The sequence below is a fragment of the Streptomyces sp. NPDC053048 genome, assembly GCF_044547045.1.
In the GTDB taxonomy this organism is placed as follows: domain Bacteria; phylum Actinomycetota; class Actinomycetes; order Streptomycetales; family Streptomycetaceae; genus Streptomyces.
In genome coordinates this window covers 83,370-106,086 of the sequence record NZ_JBITZS010000005.1, presented here as the reverse complement: position 1 = coordinate 106,086, position 22,717 = coordinate 83,370, and the positions used below count along the sequence as shown (strand labels likewise).

General features: G+C 71.4%; 14 protein-coding genes and 2 pseudogenes. 7 read left to right on the top strand and 9 right to left on the bottom strand.

The features are described 5' to 3' along the window. Positions 1 to 2: 2 nt before the first annotated feature. From ACIG36_RS14410 to ACIG36_RS14395, 4 genes are read right to left on the bottom strand one after another with little or no spacing between them, the layout of a single operon-like run. Complete coding sequence (locus ACIG36_RS14410) at positions 3 to 1,124, bottom strand: hypothetical protein (protein WP_399926645.1); 1,122 nt, start codon at positions 1,122 to 1,124, stop codon at positions 3 to 5. After that, entirely contained in the window at positions 1,121 to 4,795 is a 3,675-nt protein-coding gene (locus tag ACIG36_RS14405; RefSeq protein WP_399926643.1) for a hypothetical protein, read from the bottom strand. Before ACIG36_RS14405 ends, ACIG36_RS14410 begins: the two co-directional genes overlap by 4 nt. A gap of 11 nt (positions 4,796 to 4,806) precedes the next feature. Next, positions 4,807 to 7,110 (bottom strand): hypothetical protein, encoded by a 2,304-nt coding sequence (locus tag ACIG36_RS14400; protein WP_399926642.1) that lies wholly within the window; start codon positions 7,108 to 7,110, stop codon positions 4,807 to 4,809. A 27-nt stretch (positions 7,111 to 7,137) separates the two neighbouring features. Then, positions 7,138 to 10,356, bottom strand: a complete 3,219-nt coding sequence (locus ACIG36_RS14395) for a DUF6603 domain-containing protein (RefSeq protein ID WP_399926640.1) — start codon at positions 10,354 to 10,356, stop codon at positions 7,138 to 7,140. 386 nt (positions 10,357 to 10,742) lie between these two features. On the opposite strand from ACIG36_RS14395, the gene ACIG36_RS14390 reads away from it, so the two are divergent. Continuing rightward, positions 10,743 to 11,036, top strand: coding sequence for a polysaccharide deacetylase family protein (locus tag ACIG36_RS14390; protein WP_399926638.1), 294 nt, complete (start codon positions 10,743 to 10,745; stop codon positions 11,034 to 11,036). Positions 11,037 to 11,109: 73 nt separating this feature from the next. Here the strand turns inward: ACIG36_RS14390 and ACIG36_RS14385 are convergent, their stop codons facing one another. Continuing rightward, positions 11,110 to 11,727 (bottom strand): uridine kinase, encoded by a 618-nt coding sequence (locus tag ACIG36_RS14385; protein WP_399926636.1) that lies wholly within the window; start codon positions 11,725 to 11,727, stop codon positions 11,110 to 11,112. A gap of 20 nt (positions 11,728 to 11,747) precedes the next feature. On the opposite strand from ACIG36_RS14385, the pseudogene ACIG36_RS14380 reads away from it, so the two are divergent. Next, positions 11,748 to 11,879, top strand: a pseudogene (locus ACIG36_RS14380) (phosphotriesterase); the annotation flags it as partial. 294 nt (positions 11,880 to 12,173) lie between these two features. Here ACIG36_RS14380 and ACIG36_RS14375 read toward each other — a convergent pair. The 4 genes from ACIG36_RS14375 to ACIG36_RS14360 form a co-directional block, all read right to left on the bottom strand. Beyond that, on the bottom strand, positions 12,174 to 12,644 hold the full coding sequence (locus tag ACIG36_RS14375; protein ID WP_399927647.1) for a hypothetical protein: 471 nt from the start codon (positions 12,642 to 12,644) through the stop codon (positions 12,174 to 12,176). A 654-nt stretch (positions 12,645 to 13,298) separates the two neighbouring features. Beyond that, positions 13,299 to 13,595 carry a hypothetical protein gene (locus tag ACIG36_RS14370; protein ID WP_399926634.1) on the bottom strand — a complete coding sequence of 99 codons (297 nt, stop codon included), beginning with the start codon at positions 13,593 to 13,595 and terminating at the stop codon, positions 13,299 to 13,301. A gap of 250 nt (positions 13,596 to 13,845) precedes the next feature. Further along, on the bottom strand, positions 13,846 to 16,074 hold the full coding sequence (locus ACIG36_RS14365) for an MMPL family transporter (protein WP_399926632.1): 2,229 nt from the start codon (positions 16,072 to 16,074) through the stop codon (positions 13,846 to 13,848). Further along, positions 16,071 to 17,063, bottom strand: coding sequence for a DUF3443 family protein (locus ACIG36_RS14360; RefSeq protein WP_399927603.1), 993 nt, complete (start codon positions 17,061 to 17,063; stop codon positions 16,071 to 16,073). Before ACIG36_RS14360 ends, ACIG36_RS14365 begins: the two co-directional genes overlap by 4 nt. A 478-nt stretch (positions 17,064 to 17,541) precedes the next feature. Between ACIG36_RS14360 and ACIG36_RS14355 the strand changes: the two genes are divergently transcribed. The 5 genes and pseudogenes from ACIG36_RS14355 (at position 17,542) to ACIG36_RS14335 (ending at position 21,555) form a co-directional block, all read left to right on the top strand. Next, positions 17,542 to 18,561, top strand: coding sequence for a hypothetical protein (locus ACIG36_RS14355; RefSeq protein WP_399926630.1), 1,020 nt, complete (start codon positions 17,542 to 17,544; stop codon positions 18,559 to 18,561). A gap of 310 nt (positions 18,562 to 18,871) precedes the next feature. After that, positions 18,872 to 19,672 (top strand): GNAT family N-acetyltransferase, encoded by an 801-nt coding sequence (locus ACIG36_RS14350; RefSeq protein ID WP_399926628.1) that lies wholly within the window; start codon positions 18,872 to 18,874, stop codon positions 19,670 to 19,672. Between the two features lie 135 nt (positions 19,673 to 19,807). Further along, positions 19,808 to 19,999: pseudogene (locus ACIG36_RS14345) on the top strand (metal ABC transporter permease); the annotation flags it as partial. A 210-nt stretch (positions 20,000 to 20,209) separates the two neighbouring features. Continuing rightward, positions 20,210 to 20,380 carry a 50S ribosomal protein L32 gene (gene rpmF / locus ACIG36_RS14340; protein ID WP_399926626.1) on the top strand — a complete coding sequence of 57 codons (171 nt, stop codon included), beginning with the start codon at positions 20,210 to 20,212 and terminating at the stop codon, positions 20,378 to 20,380. A gap of 5 nt (positions 20,381 to 20,385) precedes the next feature. Beyond that, a complete protein-coding gene (locus ACIG36_RS14335) occupies positions 20,386 to 21,555 on the top strand; it encodes a GTP-binding protein (protein ID WP_399926624.1) in 1,170 nt (389 codons plus the stop codon). Positions 21,556 to 22,717 lie beyond the last annotated feature (1,162 nt).

The window sequence follows — 22,717 nt, the reverse complement described above, 5'->3', positions numbered from 1 at the left end:
GCTCACTGCTGCATCTCGCGCAACGGTCCGGCGCCGAACGGGAACCAGGTCAGAGCGGCGGTGAAGCTCGCGTCGCCCTTCTGGACCACCCGCACTGCCGAGCCCTTCGGCACCGGCACGAGCAGGCTCGCCTCCTGGTTGTCCGTGCCGCCCCGGGCGTCCCACGACTGCGTGGCGAACCGCTGCCGGGTGAGGCCCGGGGGCGTGACGAAAACCCTGAGGTAGGCGGGTGCGCCGTCCTGCGTGGTCTTGACGTAGCCGGTGATCACACCGTCGGTGTCGGCGACGTACTCCATGGGATCGCTCTCGGTGCCGCCCGCGACCTCCTGCGCCTGTCCGAAGAGACGGACGGAGCCGTTGACGTCGAGGTCACCGACCTCCAGGTCGGGTACGTCGACGGTGACGGCCGTGGTCAGGCCGTACGTGACGGGGGCGCCGTCCTTCTCGGTGGAGCCCAGCAGCATGAACGCGGTGGCGCTGGTGAGGGCGGGCGAGGTCCAGGAGCCGTTGCCGTCGGCGTCGACGCAGTCGTTCACCGTGCGGCGCTGGTCGCCGTAGAAGAGCTCGTAGTCCGGGCCCACTTCGCACTTCCAGGTGAGCGTCACCGTCCCGCCGTTGGGGACATTGACCTTGTCCGGACGGAAGTCCTCCAGCATCGCGTTCGGCGTCGCCTTGGCCAGCCGCAGGCCGGTGCCGGGCGTGCGGCGCAGCGCCTCCGGCCCGTTCGCCGTGCCGTGGTGCTCGTCGACGCCGAGCGTGACCGTCCCTACCGTGTGGTTGACCGTGACTGCGTCGAGGGTGACGACCAGCCGGGCGCCCGGCTCGAGCTCCGTACCGGGCGCGGACGGGCGTACGTGGAAGACGCCGTCGCCCTGGTGCTCGGCCGACCAGGCGGCGTCGTCGGTGGACGCCTTGATGGTCTCGGGTGTGGCGGTCAGGGCTTCGGGCCCGGTGCCGGCCGGCAGCGACAGGGCGATAGTGCCGCAGGGGACGGGGTTGGGGCCGGAGTTGGTCAGGGTCACGCGGACGGTGGCGTGACCGGGTGTCTCTTTCGTGCTGACCCGTAGCGGGGACGGGCTGGTGTGGACGCTGTAGGAGAGGGCGGGGGTGAGTGCGCTGGTCATGACGTGCTCCCGTGGGTCGGGTCCGGGTCCGGCTGCGCGACAGGGCGGCGGGCCCGGCGGCCGCTGTCGTCGTGTTCGCCCAGTGCGCCGGAGAGCTGCAGGAACCCGGTACGGGCGGCAGGCGAGCTGTCCGACAGGGCGAGTGCCGCGTCGGGCGTGGTGAGGGGGAGGACGGTCCACGCTCCCGGGCCCTCGGCCGGTACCGCCCGGCTCGCGGCCACCGGCTCGGCCCATGCCCAAGTGCCGCGCTGGCCGGAGGGACCGGGCATGACCACGTGTGCGGACGGCGCACCGCCCTGCTCCTCGGCCACCGCGCGCGTCCCGGCCAGCAGCGGACCCATCCGGAAGGAGAGCCGCATACGGGACAGGGGCTCGCGCACCCAGGTGGGCGGCAGCAGCAGCCGGCTCACGGGCAGGATGTCGGTGACGGCGTGCACGGCCGCCCAGGGATCGGCGAGCAGCGTGACCCACGCGGTCGTCTCCTCGTCCTGGGCGCGGGCCGCGGGCGAGGGCGCGGCCGCCGGGCGTGCCGGCAGCGCGATCTCGTGGCCGTCGATGGGGACCGCGTACTGCGGGTCCGCTCCCGTGCCCCGCGGCGCCGGCGGTTCGGGCACGGCGTGCAGCCGCGCGTAGTCCGTACCGCGGTAGAACCCGGCCAGGCCGTCGCCGAGCATGTCCCCGGCCCCGAGCCGGACGTTCCAGAGGTAGCGGGTGAACTCCGGCGGGGGCGGGGTGACGACGTGGTCCCACGCGGAGGAGGTCATCGCCGGGCCGTTGAGTTCGAAGCACAGCCGCGAGCGGAGCAGCGCCATCGGACGGCCCACGAGGGCGGCGAGGCTGTCGTCGTCCCCGCCGTGCGCCGTGGCCGACATGGCCCGGTCGACGACGGAGAGCAGCTGGGTGAAGGCGGCCTCGCCGCCGCGCAGGAGCTCGGTCACGAAGCCGTGCAGGTGGGGCAGGTCCGCGGCGAAGGCCCGTCCCGGGTCCGTCGCCGGGTCGGGGTCGGGGTGGGGCGAGCCGGGCAGCGGGTACCAGGTGGAGACGGGCCGGTGCACGGTGTCGAGGACGATCCGGATCTCGCCCAGTCCGCTGCCGTCCGGTGCGTGCACGAGCAGGGACGTGGCCAGCTGGTTGGCGATCAGCCAGCCGCAGACCGGGCTCTCGCCCGCGGCCTCGCCGGGTCCGGCGTCCACGTCGATGCGGTGGTGGTCGTCGCGTGCGGAGACGAAGTCGAAGCGCAGCCGGGCGGGCTGCAGCAGCCGCGGGGGCAGTTCGACGTACCGGTATTCGTTCTCCGGGAGGACGGGGAAGTCCGGGGTCACGCTGTCGGCGCGCTGCACCTCGTAGGAGTCCACGTTGTCCGTGCTGATGACGGCGAGCGAGCGGCCGAACCGGTCGATGACGTGGAGTTGTTCGAACGCCAGCTGGCCGGCCCGGACCGGCCGGAACTCCTGCGCGCCGTCACCGCCGGAGACCGGCCCGGGGTCGGGCACCTGGCTCAGCGAGACGCGGGAGCGGCTGTTGTCGACCAGGTCGGCGAGGGCGTCGGCGGGGGCGAGGTTGGCCGAGGGCGCGTGCTGGGCCAGCCAGTCGTTGACGCCGTCGATGCGCTGGGACAGCTGGTCCCAGTCCTCGGCCCTGTCCCGTAGCGCGTGCAGCTCGGCCACCGGTCCGCTGCGGTGCGTACGGGCGTGCTGCGCGAGGCGGGCCCGGGTGTTGAACGCGGGGAGGGGCGTCAGCAGGGCGCGCCCGGTCAGGACGCCCGGGGTGGTGACGGCGTTGGTGCCCTGCCAGCGGTAACGGGTGCCGTCGAACCGCCAGTTGTCGGTGTCCCCGCTGCGGTACGGCGTGGGGTAGCAGTTGGTCTTCCAGATGAGGTGTAGCGGTGACCAGGGCTGACCCCAGGGCCGGGTCCAGCGGGCGACCGTTCCGGTGACGTGGGTGTCGGGGTGGGCCAGCGCGTCGTCGAGTGCCGTCCTGCCGGATTCCTCGCCCGGCGCGGCGGCCGCCCGGTCGAGGAGGAAGAACTCGCCGAGGAGCGCGGGCAGTACGCCGGACTCGGGCAGCTCCGGGAGCGCGGGGGCGGGTACGGGGACGGGCGGGGTGACCATCTCGCCGCCGATGCGGATATGCGTGACGGTCTCGCCGGTCGTACGGCAGGGCAGGGCGTTCTCGTCCGTGAGCGGGCGGTCCAGCTTGGCGCCGCGCACGATGACCGACGGGTCGGGGGTGCTGTGGAAGGCGGGGTCGGCGCACCGCTGGAGTTCCCGGCCCGGAGCCAGCCCCTGCCGGTCGGCGTAGTCCCGGACCGCCGTGGCGAGTTCGTCGGCGGTGTCGCCCCAGGGGATGCGGGAGCGCAGGCCGCCCTCGCCGAAGACAGCGGTGAGCTGCTGCTGGACCTGCCGGGCCAGCGTGCCTCCCTGCCGCGGGTCGAGCTGGGCGTCGCACAGGGCGTCCCAACCGTCGGGCCGGTTCCTGCGGCCGCGCAGCCACCACAGACCGTAGAGACGGCGCTGCGCATGGGCGAGCTCGCGCGAGGCGGCGTCGTGCTCGTCCTGCGCCTGGTTGAGCTCGGCCAGCCACTGCCGTTCCGCGGCGATCTGTTCGGGGGTCCGCTGTGGCCACGAGCGGCCGGGAGGCGCCGGGCGGTCGACGATGCGCCAGGAGTAGCCGCCCGGTTCGGCGCCGAACCACGTGCGGCGGGTGGCCTGGTCGAGTGCCTGCTCGCCGCCGTCGTCGAGGGCGTCGAGCAGGTCGTAGGAGAACGCCTCCCACAGCAGGGCCGCCTCGGGGTCGTCGAGGGCGGCCGGGTGCAGGGCGGTCTCGGCGTCGGTGACGATGTGCCCGACGGCGACGTCGACGTCGCGGACGTCGGGCTTGGCGGAGGGGGGACGGTCGCCGTCGGGATCCCAGTGCAGGCCGAGGGCGCTTCCGGCGTGGAAGGACCGGGCCGGGCGCAGCGCGGTGTCGGTCGTGGCCCAGCGCAGGGAGGCGAGCAGTGCCCGGACGTCGCCGCCGGGCGGGGCGTGCAGGACGTCCCACGTGGGGTCGGAGTACCAGCCGACGACCGCGTAGCTGAGCAGGGCGGGGCCGGTGATGTCGGTGAGCGGGTCGTGGAGCGAGAAGACGTTCTCGTTGTACGGCTGGTAGGTGGCGAAGGTGGGCAGGCCGGGGCCCACCGCGGTGAGGAACTTGCGGCGCCCTTGGGGTTCGGTCCAGGGACCGTCGGCGAGGTCGTGGGTCCGGCCGATGTACGTGGGCGTGGGGCGGTCGGCGAACGGGTCGAGGAAGGCGGTCGTGCCCTCGTCGTAGTCGAGGTAGTCGCTGTCGACGACCCAGCCGGCCGCGGTGGGCGTCCGGTCGGGCTGGTCGGCGGGGCGGCTGTAGCGGACGACGAGCCAGCGGTTGGGGACGGCGGGGAACTCCACCCGTCCGGCGGGGCCGTCCTGGCGGCCGCGCCGCAGTGCGTCGGGCAGCAGCCAGTGCACGTGGACGCCGAGGTCCGGCTTGCCCGCGGCGCCCTGGAACGGGTCGGGCTCGGGCGGTTGCCGCTCGTCGAGCCGTTCGAAGTCGGCGTACCAGCGGCGGTGGGTCTCGTTGTCCCGCACGCGCCTGTTCACCAGGAGCGCGTCCACCTGGACGGGAACGATCAGAGGCGGCTGGGGGTCCATCGTGCTGTTCCTCACTGTCGGCCGGACTGATCGGGCGCGCCGGGTGCGTCGTCGGGTGCGTCGTCGGGTGTGAAGGAGATGCGTTGCGGGGCGTTGACGAGTTCCACGGCGAACGCGCCGGGGGAGAGGGCGTCGTCGGGGCCCAGCTGACCGGCCGCCCGCAGGGCCGTGGCCAGGGCGGGGACGAGGGAGCCGGGGCCCGCGGCGAGGTCGAGGACCTCCTTCCCGCCGTCCGTGGTGACGGTGCGCAGCCAGCGGGCGATGTTCTCCTCGCCCGCCGGCGGGAAGGCCGCGCCGTCGCCCAGCGACTCGCCGACCGGCTCGGTGAGCCTGCGCAGCCCGATGCGGTCGCCCTCGTCGACGCCGAAGTGGATGCCTTCGTGCGGTTCGCGGAAGAGCACTTCGTCGGGGATGCCGTCGAAGAGGCAGAGCAGCAGGTCGGGGCCGATGATCACGCGGTGGACGGTCTCCAGCGGCTGCGGCGTGCCGTCGGTCGTCACCTGCGGCTCGACGATGACGTCGGGCCAGTTCCGCACGAGCGCCGAACGCATGAGCAGGCCCGTGAGGGGCTTCGGGTCATCCAGCGCCTCGTGGGCCAGGCCGTTGACGGCCGCGTCGAGCGAGGTGCCGAGGCCGGTGCTGAGCACGCCGTCGCGCACGGCCGCGCACCACTGCGGGTCGACGTGGAAGAAGCGCAGGCTCTCGGGCGGCAGCATGCGGGCGTCGGGCACCAGGTGGCTCAGCGGGACGGCGGCCAGCAGCTTCACCTGGCCGACGGCGGTCGTCAGCGGGTCGAGGTGGTCGGAGAGGGCCTCCCGGAGCTGCTGCCGCGGGCCGTCGGTGCGCGAACGGTCGAGGAGGGCCTCGACGGCGGGAGGCCGTGGGACGCCGCCGGTCCGGCGGCGGGGCGCGGGGGCCGCCGTGCCGCGTGTCCGGGCGTCGGATGCCGTGCTGGTGGCCGCGGCGTGCAGACGGTCCCCGAGACCGTCGGCGATCAGCGCGTGGAAGCGCTCGTGCGCCGGGGCGTGCGCCCGTGTCTGCTCGGCATGCGGGGTCGCTGTCGTCCGCAGCAGTGTCCGCCCCGCGATGTGGCGTGCCCGGGAGCGGAACGTGGACAGGGCTGCCGCCAGGGTGTGGTCCGACAGGGCCAGGGACCGGCCGAGGGTGAAGGCGGTGGCGTAGCCGACGTCGAAGACACCGGTGCCGGTGAGGTAGACGAGTGCCTCGTCGGCGTGCTTCCAGCCGTCGTCCGGGCGGGGCACGGTGGGGGCCACGACAGGGGTGAAGGGGCCGCGGTACCAGGCGAAGGTGCGCTCCCCGGACGGCAGGACGTACTCGACGGGGGCGTAACCCAGCCCGAGGCGTTCGGCGGCGGGGCCCTGCGCCTGCCCGGCGGCGGGCTGCTGAGGGTGGAGGCGCAGGCCGAGGCCGTCCGGGTCCTCGGCCATGTGCCGGATCAGCGCGTCGAAATGGCCGGTGTCGCCGGGCCGTGCCTCGAAGGACCAGGCGGACAGGGAGACCACGCGTACGACGGACTGTGCGGGCTTCTGTCCGTCCACATGGCCGGCGAAGCCCTCGAGCGAAACGAGGTGGGCGGCGTACCGCCCCGCGGTGCGGGGGAAGCGGTTGGCGACGACGACGGAGTAGTCGCCGATCTCCAAGGCCTCCCCGGAGGCGAGTCCCGCCGAAGGGGGTTGCCAGGTGCGGACCTTGCGGACGTGGCACAGGAAGGGAAGGTCGGCGCGGCGGGGCACGAGGGCGGCGAAGACGTCGGCCGGGACGTCGACGGTGGTGCAGGTGCTGTCCAGCAGCTCCGGCGGGACGTCGTCGAGGTCGATGCGGGGGATCAGGACGTCGCTGTCGGTCGTGCCGAGGAGCTCGCGCACGGTCCTGCTGCGGACGTGCCCCTGGGCCTTGGGATCGTCGGGCAGCTCCTCCTCGGCGAACAGCAACAGGGCCAGCCAGGGCAGGCCCGTCTGTTCCGGGTCGAGTGTGCGCTCCCACGGCAGGATCAGCCGGTTGAGCGTGATGTGCGGCAGGACGCGGTCGAAGGCGCCGACGGCCGCAGGAGCGGGGTGCACGGCGTGCACGAACGTCCCGTCGAGGGCGAACTGGGGCGCCCGGATCTCGAACTGCTGCTGCACGGGCGGCAGCGAGTCGTTGCCGACCTTGCCGCCGGACACCTGGTGTTCGAGCGTGAGCTGGTAGAGGCCCGCGGGGGCCGGGGCGACGTGGTCGTCGTGGAAGTGGATGCTGAACCGGGGGGTCCCGGGATTCCCGGCTTCCGTGGTCCGGGCAGCGTCGGGCTGCGTCATGGCGGTTTCCTCGCGCGGCTCGGGGCGTCAGGCGGTGACGGTCATGGGTTCGGCGGTGAAGGTGTTGTCGGCGAGGGCGGCGAAGCCGTCCAGGCGGTCGTGCGAGGCCGGGGCGAGGCCGAGCGCGGTGAGCTCGGCGAAGAGCGCGTCGCGGGCGGGCGCGGCGGTGGTGGCGATCCCGGCGGCGATGGTGCCGATGCTGGTGGGCGTGCCCGGCTGCCAGGCCTCGGGCACGGGGCCGGTGGGCCGGTCGGCGGGGCCGACCGGCAGGGCGTGGCTGGGGGCGAGCTCCTCGAAGCCGAGGGAGAGGTCCGTCATGGCCCCCGGGCTCGGCCCGTCGACGGGCTCGGGCACGGTGATGCCCAGGCCGGTGAGCTGGTCCTCGAGGAGCGGGTCCTGTGGGGCGTCCTCGTCCGAGGGGTCACCCGTGCCCCACAGCGCCTGCGGGACGTTCGCCCTGAGGGGGTCGAGGCGCCAGCGGCGCGCCTCCGGCACGGTCGGGTCGAAGGGGTCGAACGGGTCGCCGCCCAGCTGCACCGTGAGGCGGTGGACGGACGACAGGCCGGTGTCGGCCATCGGCCGGATGTCGAGGGCCTTGCCGTCCACCGCCCGGGATCCGGCCGTGGCCCTGGAGGCGGGGAGGGCGGTGGTCGTGGAGAAGGAGAAGCCGTCGGCGGAGACGATCCAGCGGCCGTCACCCGCGTTCGTACGGCGGTTACGGGTGCCCTCGTCCTCCGGCAGGATGCCGGTGAGCGGGGTGATGCGCAGCATCTGGTCGCGGGCGGGCAGTTGCTCCTGGAACTCGCCCCAGGTGACGGGGTCGGGCTTGCGGCGGGAACCCGCTCCGAACGCCACGTCGAAGTCGATGCACCACAGGTGCACGGTGGCGATGCCGCCGACCGGCGGCCCCCACAGGTCGAGGCCGACGCCGACCTCGCCGCGCACGGTGAACAGTGCCAGGTCGACGGCGAAGCCGATGCGGACGTCGATGCCGAGCCGGAAGAAGAAGGGTTTCCACTGGATCAGCGCGTCCAGCCGGGCCGTCAGCCAGGCGTCGACGATGCCCGAGTGGAACGACACCTCCAGGCGGCCACCGGCCATGAACGCCGAAGGGGTCAGTGCGCAGTAGGCCTCGCCGCGGACGGTGACGCAGTCGGAGATGCCCCACGTGTAGCCGAGCCTCGGCACGACGGGGTAGTGGTCGGGCCTGTCGAAGTCCGGGTGGTAGCCGCCGAGGGTGAAGACGAAGTCGCCCTCGTGGGGGCCACTGAACCAGGTGCGGTAGGCGAGCCCGCCCGTCAGCCGGCACTCGGGGTCGAGCACGTACGACTCGGGCGTCAGCTCCGCGGCCAGCGCCAGCATGCCGTCGCGGGAGGTGTACAGCGCCTGCATGGCGAGCTGCACCTGCGCGTACGTCGGCCCGCCGGAGCCGCGCCGGACGGGGAAGGCGGCGGTGGCCAGGCCCAGGACGGCGATCGTGAAGTCGTCGCCGAACTCGACGACGGCCAGGGCCTGTCCGTCGACCAGCTGGAAGACGGTGAAGTCGATGCCGAGCGCGAACCACACCTGCCCGAGCGCCGGGCTCAGCCATGGGGGCCGGCCGCCGCTGCCGTCGAGCAGGTCGTCCAGCACCTCAAGGGGCGGTCGCTCCTGCCCGCCGTGTCCGAGTTCGGCGATGAACGGGAAGTCCGGGGTCTGGGCCGGGGCGGGGAGCCGGACGGAGCTGTTGTAGCCGAAGCCGGCGGCGATGCCGCGCACCTGGAACGGGGGCGGGCCGATCCCCTTGCGGCCGGCGAGGACCCCGTACAGGAAGAGGGAGGGATAGCCGCCCTCGGCGCGGGCGTACGCGCCGAGGACCTTGACGGCGGCCACGCGGGCCTCGATCACGGCCATGCCTGCGAACAGCATGTCGTAGGGGGACTCGGCCTCCTTGTAGAGGAAGGCCCCGCCGATCTTCACGGGCGGCCGGTCGTAGGACAGGCCCAGGCCGCTCAGGGCCGGCCGGAAGGTCCAGTCGCCCGTCTCGAGGCCGATGGTGAAGCCCAGCTCGGAGGCGCTGAGTTCGATGCCGCCGGCGTCGACGGTGGCATCGATGGTGATCCTGGCCGTGCCGTCCCGGTAGGAGAGACCGAGTTCCGACACCCGCAGCGGGCCGAACGTGGCGTCGAGAGGGATGCTGGCCTGCGCGGGAACGTCGTCCTCCGCCTCCTGCGGTGCTGCTTGTGGTGCGGCGAGGAGCTGGCGGGGCGGGGGAGTGGGGCCCGGCGTCGGCTGCTTGCGGCGCAGCGGGTGGACGAGGGCGTAGTTCTTGGCGTTCAGGGCGGTGCCGGCGGTGACGGCGATCGAGGCACCGGCGGTGAGATTGCGGCTGGGCAGGCCCAGCTGGACGCCCACGTTGGACATCAGGTCGTTGAGGGCCTTGACCTTGCGGGCCTTCAGCGCGGCGGAGAGGTGGAACGCCTGGAGGCCGGCGAAGACGAGGTCGTCGTCGATGGGGGAGTGGTCCCCGAGGAAGGGCAGGTCGGCGAGGCCCGCCTCGTACGTGCCCTGCAGGAGCACCGCGCGTAAGCGGGGGCCCGCGGTGCCGGTTCCGGCCTTGTGCGGCAGGGAGACGAACGCGAGCTGCACGTGTTCGGTGGACGCCGAGAAGACGAACGCCTTCTTGCGCTTGTCGTAGGCGAAGCCGACCGCGGTGAGGACCGGGACCAGCTCATCCGGCAGGTCGGCGGGGGTCGAACCGATGGCGTGGGCGACGTCGTTCCAGGACAGGCCGTCGTCGGAGGTCCAGGTGCCGATCAGCGTCGTGTCCTGGAGGGAGGCGGTGAACGTCATCTCCTTGGGCTTGCCGTCCGCGTCGGAGAACGTGAGCACGAGCGCGGCGGACAGCCCCTGCGTGTTCGCGGTCAGCACCAGGTGCGGGGCGAAGGAGTCCTCCTCGCCCGCGTCCTCCTCCGTCGCGGGGAGGGTGAAGTCCAGGGCCATCCCGGTCACGGCCTGCAGACTGTCGACAGTGAACGAGACGAGGACGGGACAGGGGCCCTCGACGACGGCGAACGAGTACGTGCCCTGGACGGTCACTTCGCCGCGGTTGGGGACGGAGGCGCCGACCGTGAGGTCGGAGCTCTCCAGCCACGTCGCCAGTAACGGGCCGATGCCGGGGATGTCCCGGAGTTCGTCGACGGGCAGCGGGAAGTCCCCACCGGATGCGGGGAACAGGTCGAGCAACTCTTGGAGCGACAACGCCATGGCTCGTTCTCCCCGGGCATGGGCGGATGGGCGTGGGACCGGGCGGAATCATGGCATGTGCAGGGCAGGTCACATGGCATGTACCGACAAGGCCCGAACAAAACTGATTGATTCTGGCCAATGGGCAAATCGGCCCATAGCGGCCACCGGCGTGAAGTCGTCGGGCAACGCCCGGCGAAGGCGTCGTCGGAGGACGGGGGTTACCCACGGTCGGCGCGTGCGGGCGACGCCGCGCCGGGTCGGCCGATACCGTGCGGCGTGACCTCCCTCCGCAAGGCCTGCCGGCTGCTGGTGGCCCTCGCCACGGCATCGGTGTTGCTCGGGGGCGGTGCCGTGGGGACCCCCGGGCCGTGGTGAGCGACCTCTACGGTTCCGAGAACCGTACGATGCCCCACCGGCGCCGGGTCGGTGCGCTGACGTTCAACGCCGCCTGGAACGAGGAGGGCGTCGGCACGGCCCTGAACGTCCTGCGCCGGCACCGCGCTCCGGCGACCTTCTTCCTGACCGGCGACTTCGCCGAGCCCCACCCCACCGCGGCCCGTCCCCTCGCATCGGCCCGGCCGCGGGATCGGCAACCACTCGGCCCGCTACCCCGCCCCGACCGCCGCGCCGGCACCCGTGAGGCACCCTCGACGTCAGCTCGGGAGTCACCTGCCGCCCGCCTGTGTGATCAATGCTGATGTGAATTGAAGTCGCTGGACCGCTCTGCATGAACAGCCGTGAGGGCAGTCGCTTCCAGGGGAGCGCTGTGGTTCATGTGGTGCAAAGCGGTGGCGTGGGGTCTGCCCGGTACCCGTCGCGGACGGTGAGATCGACGCGGGTGTGCAGGCGGGTGGTGGCGAGGTAGTACTCCTCGACCGCGCGCCAGCGTGTGATCCAGGCTTCGCGTTCGGGGGTGCGGCCGCGGTCGTACAGGCGGCGCAGGCACAGGTCGGCGGAGGTGTCGACGAAGACGCGCAGGTCGTAGTAGGCGGCCAGTTCCGGACGGGCGGTCAGGACACCCTCGACAATGACGACCTTGCCGTGCGGAATGGTGACCGCTGTGGCTCGGCGGGATTCGCGGTCGGCCGGTGCTCGGCCGGAGGCCGGCACGAGCACGTGGTCGCGCAGGCGCGGCCAGTCGAAGTAGCCGGCGTAGCCTGCCACGGTGTCCATGGCCAGGAGTTCGGGAAGGGGCCTGGGCAGCAGGTAGTCGTCACCGTGGACGACGGTGGCCCTTTCCGGGCCGCCCAGGTGTTCGGCCAGGATGGCGGCCAGTGTCGTCTTGCCGGCCCCCGCCCGGCCGTCGAGCGCGACCAGGGCCGTGCCGTGTGCCGCGCGGGCGGTGATGGCGGCCGTGATGCGGTGGATCTGCTGAGACTTCAGTGCCATGGCAGGAGACCTACCACCCCGGCCCCCAGGACCTGCTCCACGACTCCATCGCCCACCGGGAACTGGCCGCGGCGGGCGCCTACGTCGCGTTCGACACGATCGGCAAAGTGAACTACACCGACGACGACACCCGCCTGCGGCTCCTGCTCGCAAGCGGTCTTGATCTGCTTGACGAAGTCTTCCGGCATCCCTCACAAGGAGGAATTCACTCCGTGGCTGGAAACGCACGGTCTGATGACGGCCGGCGGCTCAGGGATGATCTCCGCCGAGAAGCGATGGCACACGGCACAACGGCGCAAGAGCTCCCCGTTCCAGCCCACCGGCATCCGGGCCGGTGGCGGATTCCGCTGGTCTCCCTTGCCCCGGGCGGCTTGCCTGCGTGGTCATGTGGGACGGCCCGTCCACCGAGGCGGTGGACGGGCCGTGTTCCTTTGGCCGGACGCCGTTCAGCTGGAACGGGGTTCGCGTGTGCGCCAGAACTGATCGGTGTAGGGGCCGAACTTCTCAACCTCCAAGGTCACCTCGGGCTCCTGGGCACCCTCCTTGGGAGAGATGACGAGTTCTGTGTCGAGTACCGAGGCGATGACGAAGTCGGCCTGGGCGGAGTCGGGGAAGAACAGCTTCCACAGCGACTGGTCCGTGCTGTTCGAGTGAAGGTAGGTGACCCGTGTGCCGGGGGCGGGCGTCTCCAGGGTCAGGTAGCGCTCGTACTGGGCGTTTTTGATCCGGTAGGTGTACTGCTGCCCCGGCACCGGCAGGAAGATCCACTGCCGGGTCTTGTCGCCGGCGGACGTCCAGCCGCTCCTCCACAGCCGCACCTCCACATCGGCGTCGGCACGGCCTTGCGGGGTGATGTGCAGACCACTGGCCGTGTGCACGATCAGCTGCGGCACCTGCGTGGATACGGGCTTGGCCACCACGCGATCCCTCCTCTTGATTGACTGGCGAGGTGAAAACGTTCCTGTCACAGGCCGACAGCCCCCCCCGGGCGGGAACGCCGTCGGCCACGGCTTGTCCCAGCCCTGGGCGAGGCGGCCCCCAGACGGTGCCGGCGGGGCGGCGATCCTGGAGAAATACGCCTCTACCAGGCCCGGCTCGACCGCAGGAGGCGCGATGGCTTCGACGCGATGGCTTCGAGTCGGGTGTCGTCCGAGCTGCTCGGTGTGACCTGGTTCTCGCCGAACCAGACGTACTGCACATCGGCCAGGCGCTACCGAGAACGTGGCAGTGTTCTCCTCCGATTGCGGCCCTTCGGGGGCACAAACTTGTTGATCATCGGCTTCTTGGGCACCTGTACTCCTTTGCGCTGTCGGCCCTGTCTGGGAATCAACCGATTTCTCAAACCGGCCGAGGGGGTTCCGCCAGCTGCTGGAGGCCACGTAGGTGGTGAAATTGTCCCGCTTGCCCAGTGCTCTGTGGAAGACGACTGATCGGTTTTCAGCCGGAACGGCGAGGCATCACCGCACAGCCCACTCACGGCGCCGTCACCTCCCGTACCGAACGCGTGATCCGCTCATCCAATGGCGACAGACGACAGCCCCGACCACCCCACCCCTGAAGCCGGCGCCGCATCAGCACTCGCTACTCGCCGTGGATGCGGGGCAGCTTCCGAGAAGAAGGTCACTGTCGTCGTCCACCGGCTCCCCATCGGTCCGCTCCTGGGGCGGGGGCGGGCCGATGCCGGCGCGGAAGGACGGGTCGCTCAGGACCGCGGAGAGCACGGCTGTCTGGATGCGGCCGGTCTCCGAGCGCAGGGGCACCAGCGCGCCGTCATGGAGCCCGGAGCGCTCGACGACCTGTTCATGTACGTCGTCGATGAGCGCGAGATGGGGTTCGTCGGACCCGCCGGTACAGAGGGCCTCTTTCATCTGTGTCGTGCGACACCCGCCGCTGGGCGGGCCTCACGCAACGATGATCATCTGACCACCCACTGGGCACCGTCATTCCCACCCTGGTGGGACTGGGCGAAGGGGTACTCGTCGCAGGAGTCGTTGGGGACACCTGTGGCGCCCCGCACGAAGCGATGCGGCCCCGCGTGGAAGGGACCGTCCTCGGCGGGGTGCCCCTGGCGCGGGCGACCTTCGCGGTGGGCGTGGGGGCCTCAGCATGCCCGGGGGCTCAGGGCCGGTGTCCGGGTGTGGGGCCTTCGGTGTTGATGCGAGGCAGGATGCGTTCGAGCCAGCGTGGGGCCCACCAGTTGTTCCTGCCGAGGAGTGTCATGGTGGCGGGGACGAGGACGAGCCGGACGACGGTGGCGTCGATGAGGACGCTGACGGCCAGGCCGAGGCCGAGCATCTTGACGACGATGACCGAGCTGATGAGGAACGCGGCGAAGACGCTGGCCATGATGAGCGCGGCGCAGGTGATCACGCGGGCGGTGATCTCCAGGGCGTGGGCGACGCTGCCGTGGGAGTCGCCGGTGCGCAGCCAGGCCTCGTGGACGCGGGAGAGCAGGAAGATCTCGTAGTCCATGCTGAGGCCGAAGACGATGGCGAACATCATCATCGGTACGTAGCTCTCGATGGGCACGGTGCCGTGGACGCCGAGGGCGGGGCCGCCCCAGCCCCATTGGAAGACGGCGACGAGCACGCCGTAGGAGGCGCCGATGGAGACGACGTTGAGGGCGGCCGCTTTGAGGGCCACGAGGACGCCGTGGAAGACGGTGAGGATGATGAGGAAGGCGAGGCAGACGACGACGGCGATGATGAGCGGGAGCCGTTCGGCCAGGAGGCGGGCGAAGTCCACCTGGACGGCGGTGAAGCCGGTGACGTAGGGGTGGGCGGCGGTTCCGGCGACGGCCTGGGGCAGGACGGCGTCGCGGAGGTGGTTGACCAGGGTGGTGGTGGCGGCGTCCTGGGGCGAGGCCGAGGGGATGACGGTGGCGGTGAGGAGGTCGCCGTCGGGAGTGGTCTGCAAGGGGCTGACGCTTGCCGCTCCGGGCAGGCCGGTGAGGGCCTTGGTGACCTGCCGGACGAGGGTGTTCCAGTCGGTGGGCGGTACGGCGGTGCCGTCGATGACGATGGTCAGAGGTCCGTTGGAGCCGGGCCCGAAGGCGGTGGACATCAGGTCGTAGGCACGGCGGTCGGTGAAGCCGGTGGGGTCGGCGCCGTCGCCGATGTGGCCCAGGCGCATGGAGAACAGCGGGATGGCGAGGACGCCGACGACGACGATGCCGCCGATCAGGAACCGCCAGGGATGGCGCGCGATGCGCAGGGCGTAGCGGTGCCAGCCCGCCTTGTCCTCCCCGGTTTCGGGGGCCTTCTCGGCGACCGGGGTACGGACGTGGTAGCGGTCGATGCGCCGGCCGATGAGGCCGAGCAGGGCCGGGACCAGGGTGAGGGCTGCCAGGACGGCAGTGACGACGGTGAGGCCGGCGGCGGTGCCGAGCCTGCCGACGTAGGAGATGCCGGAGGCCCATAGTCCGGCCAGGGCGATGATGACGGTGCAGCCGGAGACCAGGACGGCCCGGCCGTTGGTGGCCACCGCCCACCCGGCGCTGACGGCCGGGTCCATGCCGTCCATGACGTTCTGCCGGTGGCGGGTGAGGAGGAAGAGGGCGTAGTCGATGCCCACTCCCAGGCCGATCATCGTGGCCAGGGTCGGCGAGACGGTGGAGAAGGTGAACGCGGCCGCCAGCAGACCGAGCCAGGCCAGCCCGGTGACGACGCCGACGAGCGCGGCCACCAGGGGCATCAGCGCGGCCAGGACACTGCCGAAACCGGCCAGCAGGACCACCACGGCCGCACCGAACCCGATGGCTTCGCTGCGCCGGTCGTCCGGCTTCGGCCGGGCGAGCTCGCCCAGCGGCCCGCCGTACTCCACCTGCACGCCGGCCGCGCGCAGCGGGGCCACCGCCCGGTCGACACCGTCCAGGTAGTCCTGGCCCAGGAGGAGCGGCGAGGTGTCGAACCGCACGGTGATGTACGCGGTCCGCCCGTCGGCGGACACCGGGCCGGTGGTCTGCCCGCCCTTGGAGGATACGAGCAGCGGATTGGCCGCCGTCAGCACGTGCGGCAGTTTCTGGAGGGCCGCGACGGTGGTGTTCACCGGCCCCGAGACGTCGGCCAGGGGCCGCGTGGCGTCGTGCAGGACGATCGGGGAACTGGTCCCGCCGATCTTCGGGTCGTGTGCCCTGAGCACATCCAGCCCTTGGACCGACTGAGTGCCCGGGAGGTCGAAGTTGTCGGAGAACGATCCGCCGAACGCCTTGTTGAGCCCCTGCAGCCCGCCCAGCGCGGCCAGCCATACGACGAAGACGGCCAGGAAGTGCCGGGCACACCACTCGCCCAGGCACCCCAGCCGTCCCCGCGCGGACGGTACGGCGTTCGGCCGGTTCCCGGCGGTCATCGGGGTGCCAGGCCGGTCCGGCCGCCGCCCAGGTCGTACAGGACGTCGACCTGGGTGAACGCGGGCAGGCCGGCCAGGATCACCGGCTGCGGCTGCCTGCCGTAGGTGAGCAGCGGGGTGACGAGTGCGTTCATCGGCTGTTTGAGGGTGTTCTCGGGCGGCATCGTGTACGTCCAGCTCCAGTCGGCCGACGCGACGGCGAGCGTGACCTGCCGGCCGAAGGTGTTCACGGTGCCGCTCGGGCCCAGTGTGCCGACAGCGGGCCCGGCGAGCCGGGGGGCTTCCAGGGCAAGGGTGGGGGTGCCGGTGTCGAAGACGACAGGGGCGCACTCGGTGTTCAGGACGGTGGTCACGGTCAGGCAGGCCCGCATGGGGTTGGGATCCCAGGACGGGATCGTGACCGGCGAGCCACCGGGGCGGGGGACGGTGGTGGCCGTCCGCACCAGGCTCACGGTCTTGAACCTGCTCGCGGTCTTCGCGGACGGGTTGAGGATCAGCTGGGGGTTCTTCTCGTCGAAGTGGACGACGAAGGAACCGCGGCCGGTGAGACCGAGCATGGGGTTGGCGCAGCAGCCCACGACTCCGTGGTCGCGTGCGGCCATGCCGATGCCGAGGATGCCGTCGAAGACCCCGCCGAACTCCTCAGGTGTCTTCCCGTTCGCGGCTTCGCAGTCGGGGTGGGCGTCGGTGCAGCCGAGGGAGTCGACGAGCAGGATCGTCTGGCCGGCTGCGATGGCGTCGCCGAGATGGAGAGTGGCTTGGGCCTCCCGGCCACCGATCTTCAGCCCGCTGAGGTAACTACTGCTCCCGGTGACGCCGATGGGCGTCGCGTCGCCGCTGCCGACCGCCGAGGCGAGCACCTTCAGGCCCGTGGAGCCGGTGTCCACCAGCAGGTTCACCCGCCGCCCGCCGATCCCCACCGTGGCCTGCAGCCGGGGCTCGGTCAGCCTGCCGCCCGCGCTGCCCGCCGGCAGATAGCTCAGGGGCACGCTCAACTCCCGCGACGCACCATCCTCCGGGGCCGAAGCCCCCGGTCCGTCGCCGCCACAGCCCGCACTCGACAGCGCGACGAGCACCGCCGCCACGGCACCGCGCCACGATCGGCGGCACACACGGCGAAGCAGATACGGGATGGAGTACACGGCAGCTCCGGACTCAGACTGCGGCACGGACATCTGCCGCAAGGATCACCAGAGCCCGGATCCGGCGCCTCATGACTGTGCCCGTTCGGGTGAGCGAGACCCGGCAGGCCCTGGGCCCGCGCCCGGGGCCGGCCGGTGGTTCGGCACTCATTCCTCACTGCCGTCGTCGGGGCCTGGCGCCCCCCCGCGGCTGGACCCCCTGAAGAGGTTTCTGAGGACCTGTGGATCCGGTCAGGCTGGTTTCCCGCTTGTGCGGCTCCGGCCCTACGGGAACGCTGTTGGCCCTCATCCCTGGCATATGCATGCCGTCGAGGAGGGAACAGCCATGCCCTTCGGACACACCGTTGCCGGCGCGCTCGTCGCGGGTCTCGTGCTCGTAGCCGTGCCCACGCCCCCGTCCGCGACCGCCGCGGCTCTCCCGCCCGGCTGCACCAGCGGTGCCCTGCCGGCCGGCGGGGTCCACCTCGTGTGCACCCAGGGCGTCCCCGCCGGTACGACACTCAGCGGCACCGGCAAGGCGGACATCATCGAGGTCAGGGGTGGCGACGACGTCAGCGGCCACCTGGCCGGCGTGGTCAATGGCTTAGGTGGGGACGACGTCGTCATCGTCGACAGAATCCTCTCCAGCGGCAGCGGAAGGAATATTCGCGGGTCCATCGATGGCGGTGACGGCGACGACAGGATCACTGTGACCGGCATGGACCCGTTCAGCGTCCAGGGCACCATCCACGGCGGTGCGGGCAACGACACCGTCACCACCGGCGAGGTGTCGTACCTGGGGGACATCGATGGTGGTGCCGGGAACGATGTGATCACCACCGGCGGCGTGTACAGCAGTACGATCGACGGTGGTGACGGTAACGACATCCTCCGCCTTGCCGCCTTCCGCGTACCCGGATATGACAAGGTGAGCCGTCTCGACGGCGGAGGCGGCAACGATGCCATCACGGTCGGGAAGCTGGCCGGCCCCCTCCACGGCGGCCCCGGTGCGGACGAGATCACCGTGGACGGGACAACCCCCGTGGAATCCCGCCTTCCCAAGCCCGCCACCGTCGACGGGGACGAGGGCGACGACGTCATCCGCGTCGGGGCGATCGGTGCCGGCCACGGGGCGCGCGCCGCCTACGTCAGTGGGGGCGCCGGAGCCGACCTCATCGAGGTGCCGTCCGCCGGGCAGGACGGATACGCCACGGTCTCGGGGGACGACGACGATGACGTCATCCAGGGACCGGGCGCCACGCCGGTTGTCCTCGGCCCGTACGGGACCGTCGACGGTGGCGAGGGTGACAACGCCTGCCGCACCGACAACAGCGCGGGCGGCACGGTCACCAACTGCCGGAGCTGACGCCGCGGGCCCGAGCCCGCATCGGGCCGCTGATTCCCCTGCAGTACTCTGCGCCGCCCAGCGCACGGAGGGCCGGACCCCGCCCGCGGTGCGGGACCGCGTGCCGCGCAACAGGGAGGGATTCGCCGCGGGCATGCGGCTGTACATGCACCGCAGCCCGCGGTTCAGCGAACGTGCGTCACTTGGGCAACCCGTTCCTTGCGATGAGTGCCGCAGGTAGGGTGCCCATACCCACCGATCCGGGAGTGTGCCGGAGTCGCGGGCTGTGTTTGATCAAGGGGTCGCCAGGCTCGACGACGCGGGAGGCCATATGGCTCATCTTCAGGAGTCCGTCGAATCGGTGGAGCAGCTCGCTGTGGTCTGGCGGGCCATGGTGCTCGACCGCGACGCGGATGCGGATGTACGTGACCTTCCCGGCATCGCCGTTCGCTGGGCCGACTGCCGGTTCGCCTTCTGGAACTGCATCACCTTGACCGACGTGGGCGCGCAAGTGGAGACCGTCGGGCAACGCCTGAACCAGGCAGCGGACATCATGCGCTCGAAGAAGCACCCGGGATTCCTGTGGCTCTTCGAAGACCTTCTCGACGACAAGGCCCGCTCCGCGCTGGGGGACGCGGCCGAGCGGGCGGGGCTTGAGAAGTCCTTCGCGGGCACGGGCATGGCCGGAGACCTGCTCCCCATCCCCGAGCCGGTCCACCCCGACCTGACCTTCGTGCGCGTGACCACTGATGAGCAGCTGCGAGCCTACGCGGACATCAACTCGCGCGGCTACGACTTCCCCCTGGAGCACGGCCGCGACGGACTCGTCGGATCCACGCTCTGGAAGAACGAGGTGTACGCCTACCTGGGCATGCGGGGCGACGTTCCCGTGGCGTGTGCCGGAGCGGTCGAGGCGGAAGGCCGCCTCTTCGTCGTGCTCGTCGCCACGGACCCGCGGTGGCAACGCAGGGGCTACGGCGAGGCGGTCACCCGTAAGGCGCTGTACGAAGGCGCCCGAGCCACCGGTCTGACCCGCGCGACGTTGCACGCGACCGCCGCCGGAGCTCCCGTGTACCCACGTATCGGGTTCAAGCCGAACTCATCGATTCAGTTCTACAGTCTCAAGGACTGATCTCGGTGCCGCGCGACGCGGGATCGATCCCACCATCGCGGGCACACCGACGGACGGGAACACCGAACTGCTGCTGCCCAAGGCATGAGAGCAGGCCAATGGGGCGGGCTGTGCCCGGGGGCGCTGCCGGCCACGCTGGTCGTCATGTGGCGGCCCCTGACCTTCGCCGGTGCCGATCCTGAGGTGACGGCAGCCCGGGGCGTACCCGTACGGGCCCTCTCCACGGCCTTCATGCTCGTCCTCGGACTGGTGGTGGCCCTGTGCGTCCAGATCGTCGGATCGCTGCTGGTGCTCTCGCTCCTGGTGACGTCGGCCGCCGCCGCGGCCAGTCGCCTTCCGCCGTGCCGGACGCGGCTGGGGCGTCAGCATCGGCGCTCCGAACTCCCGCCGAGGTCGAGCCCGATGCCTGAGAGCCGGCCGCCCCCGTCAGGCGGCCGGTTGCCGGCTGAGCGCTCCAGCCCCGGAGCCATGAATTGATAATGGGATCCATTTTCATCTATGCTCGGTTTCGCACCGACCGGAGAGGACCCCGAACCCATGGCCGTACCCAAGCGGAAGATGTCCCGCAGCAACACCCGCCACCGCCGCGCCCAGTGGAAGGCGGTCACGCCGCAGCTCGTGCCGATCACCGTCGACGGCGTCGAGCATCTGGTGCCGCAGCGCCTGGTCAAGGCGTACGAGCGCGGTCTGCTCCACCCCGAAGGCTGACGGGCGTGCGCGAACGACTGCCGGTCACTGTCCTGTCCGGCTTCCTCGGAGCGGGCAAGACCACCCTCCTCAACCACGTGCTCGGCAACCGCGAGGGCCTGCGCGTCGCGGTCATCGTCAACGACATGAGCGAGGTCAACATCGACGCCGCGCTCGTGCGCGGCGGCGAGGCCGCCCTGTCGCGGACCGAGGAGCGCCTGGTCGAGATGACCAACGGGTGCATCTGCTGCACCCTGCGCGACGACCTGCTGGAGGAGGTCGACCGCCTCGCCCGCGAGGACCGCTTCGACCACCTCCTCATCGAGTCCAGCGGCATCTCCGAACCGATGCCGGTGGCAGCGACCTTCGCCTTCCCCCGCGATGACGGCGCGACCCTCGGTGACCTGGCGCGCCTCGACACCATGGTGACGGTCGTCGACGCCGCCAACTTCCTGCCCGAACTGGAAGGCGGGGACGGGCTCGCCGAGCGCGGGCTCGACCAGTACGAGGACGACGAGCGCACTGTCAGCGACCTGCTGATGGACCAGATCGAGTTCGCCGACGTCATCGTGCTCAACAAACTCGACCTCGTCGATGAGGAGAGCGCCGAACGTCTGCGGGCCGCCCTCACCCGGCTCAACCCGCCGGCCCGGATCGTGACCGCCACCCGCGGACGCGTGGCCCTCGGCGACGTCCTCGGAACCGGGCTGTTCGACCTGGAGCGGGCGCAGCAGGCCCCGGGCTGGGTCATGGAACTCAACGGGGACCACGTCCCGGAAACGGAGGAGTACGGGATTTCCAGCACGGTCTTCCGCTCCGGCACCCCGTTCCACCCGGGCCGCCTGTGGGAGTTCGTCACCGAAGGCCTCGACAGCGGGGCCTACGGCCGGATCCTGCGGTCCAAGGGCTTCTTCTGGCTGGCCAGCCGCCCCCGGGTGACCGGCCTGTGGTCGCAGGCCGGCTCCGTCGCCCGCTTCGAGCCCTCCGGAGCCCGGGACGCGGACAGCGCACAGGGCCAGGAACTGGTCTTCATCGGCACCGGCCTGCGCGCCGAGGAACTCAGGACCGCCCTGGCCGGCTGCCTCATGCAGGACGGCGAGAGCCTCCCCACCGCCGACCCGTTCCCCGCCTGGGACACCTACGGGATCGAGGACGCCTGCGAGCACGAGCACTCCGCACTCGTACCGCAGAACTGAGGCCCCCGGGCCGGGCAGTGGTCGCAGCCACGGCACTGCCCGGCCCGGTACACCCGCTCGGCGACACCCTGCCCGCGCTACCGGGAGACCTGACTCCAAGGAAGAGACGCTTCATCGCAGACCCACATGCGTGCATCTACCGAATGTGTGTCGCCCGTGCGTAGGGAAACCGTCAGTGCTTCTGGCGGATCCGGATGAAGGGCGCTTCCATTGCCGTCATGGTGGGGCTTCGGCATGTGCCCGGAGCGATGAGAACCGTGCGATGAGGCAATGCCGGCGGGGGCGTCATGAACGCCTCTCCAGGGGGTGTCCCGATCACTGATGCCGCGGAGTGGATGGGCCACTCGAGCATGCAGCTGACGTTCAAGATCTATCGTCACCTGATGCCGGCATCGATCGGGCGAGCGGCGCGAATCCTCAAGGAAGGGCTGTAGCCCGGCGCCCGGTCTCTTCCGCCAGTCAGCATCACGCTCATCGCATTCACTGTCGCGAGCGAGGGCGGGCGGGTGTTGGACGCACTCCGCACACGCGGCGGCACAAGGCCGCCGCCCGCAGGTTCAGGCGACGGTTGTCACCACTCACCGAAGCGCCACACCGGCGAAGTGGCGTTGGGCGGGGCGGACGAGGCAATCAAGGGGTTACCGTTGCTGGCCGCCATCGCCGAACGGGGACGGGAGGACCTGGAGCATCCTCAAGGCACGCCGCCGGTGGACCAGTGCGACAGCAAATACTGCTAGTGCGGCAACGGCTGGTCCGATAGCCGCGTCTGGCAAGCCCAACGGTGAGATGGTGATGGCGCCTGCCGCGGTCGAACCAACGTCACCGTAAGCAGGAGCATGGGCAAGCCGACCAGCACGAGGTAGAGGACAAACGGGCCGACGCAGAGATCTGAGAGTCCGTGGGTCACGAGCTCGAACCTGCTCGACAGATTGCTCCAGGTGGAGAGAGCCAGCCCCTTCCGCCAGAGCAGCACGCCGATCCTGCCAAGCGCGCGCAGCACCGGCCATGTCCAAACGGCGGCGTACATCGCGCTCACCCCTCACGGCGGAGGCGAGCCCGGGGCTGGAGGAGGACCTGTGCACGAAGCAGATCCGGGACGCCGTGGAATCAGGCGATGCCGTCACCGCCCGCGAACTCCTGCGCCACGACACGGCCGCGCGCA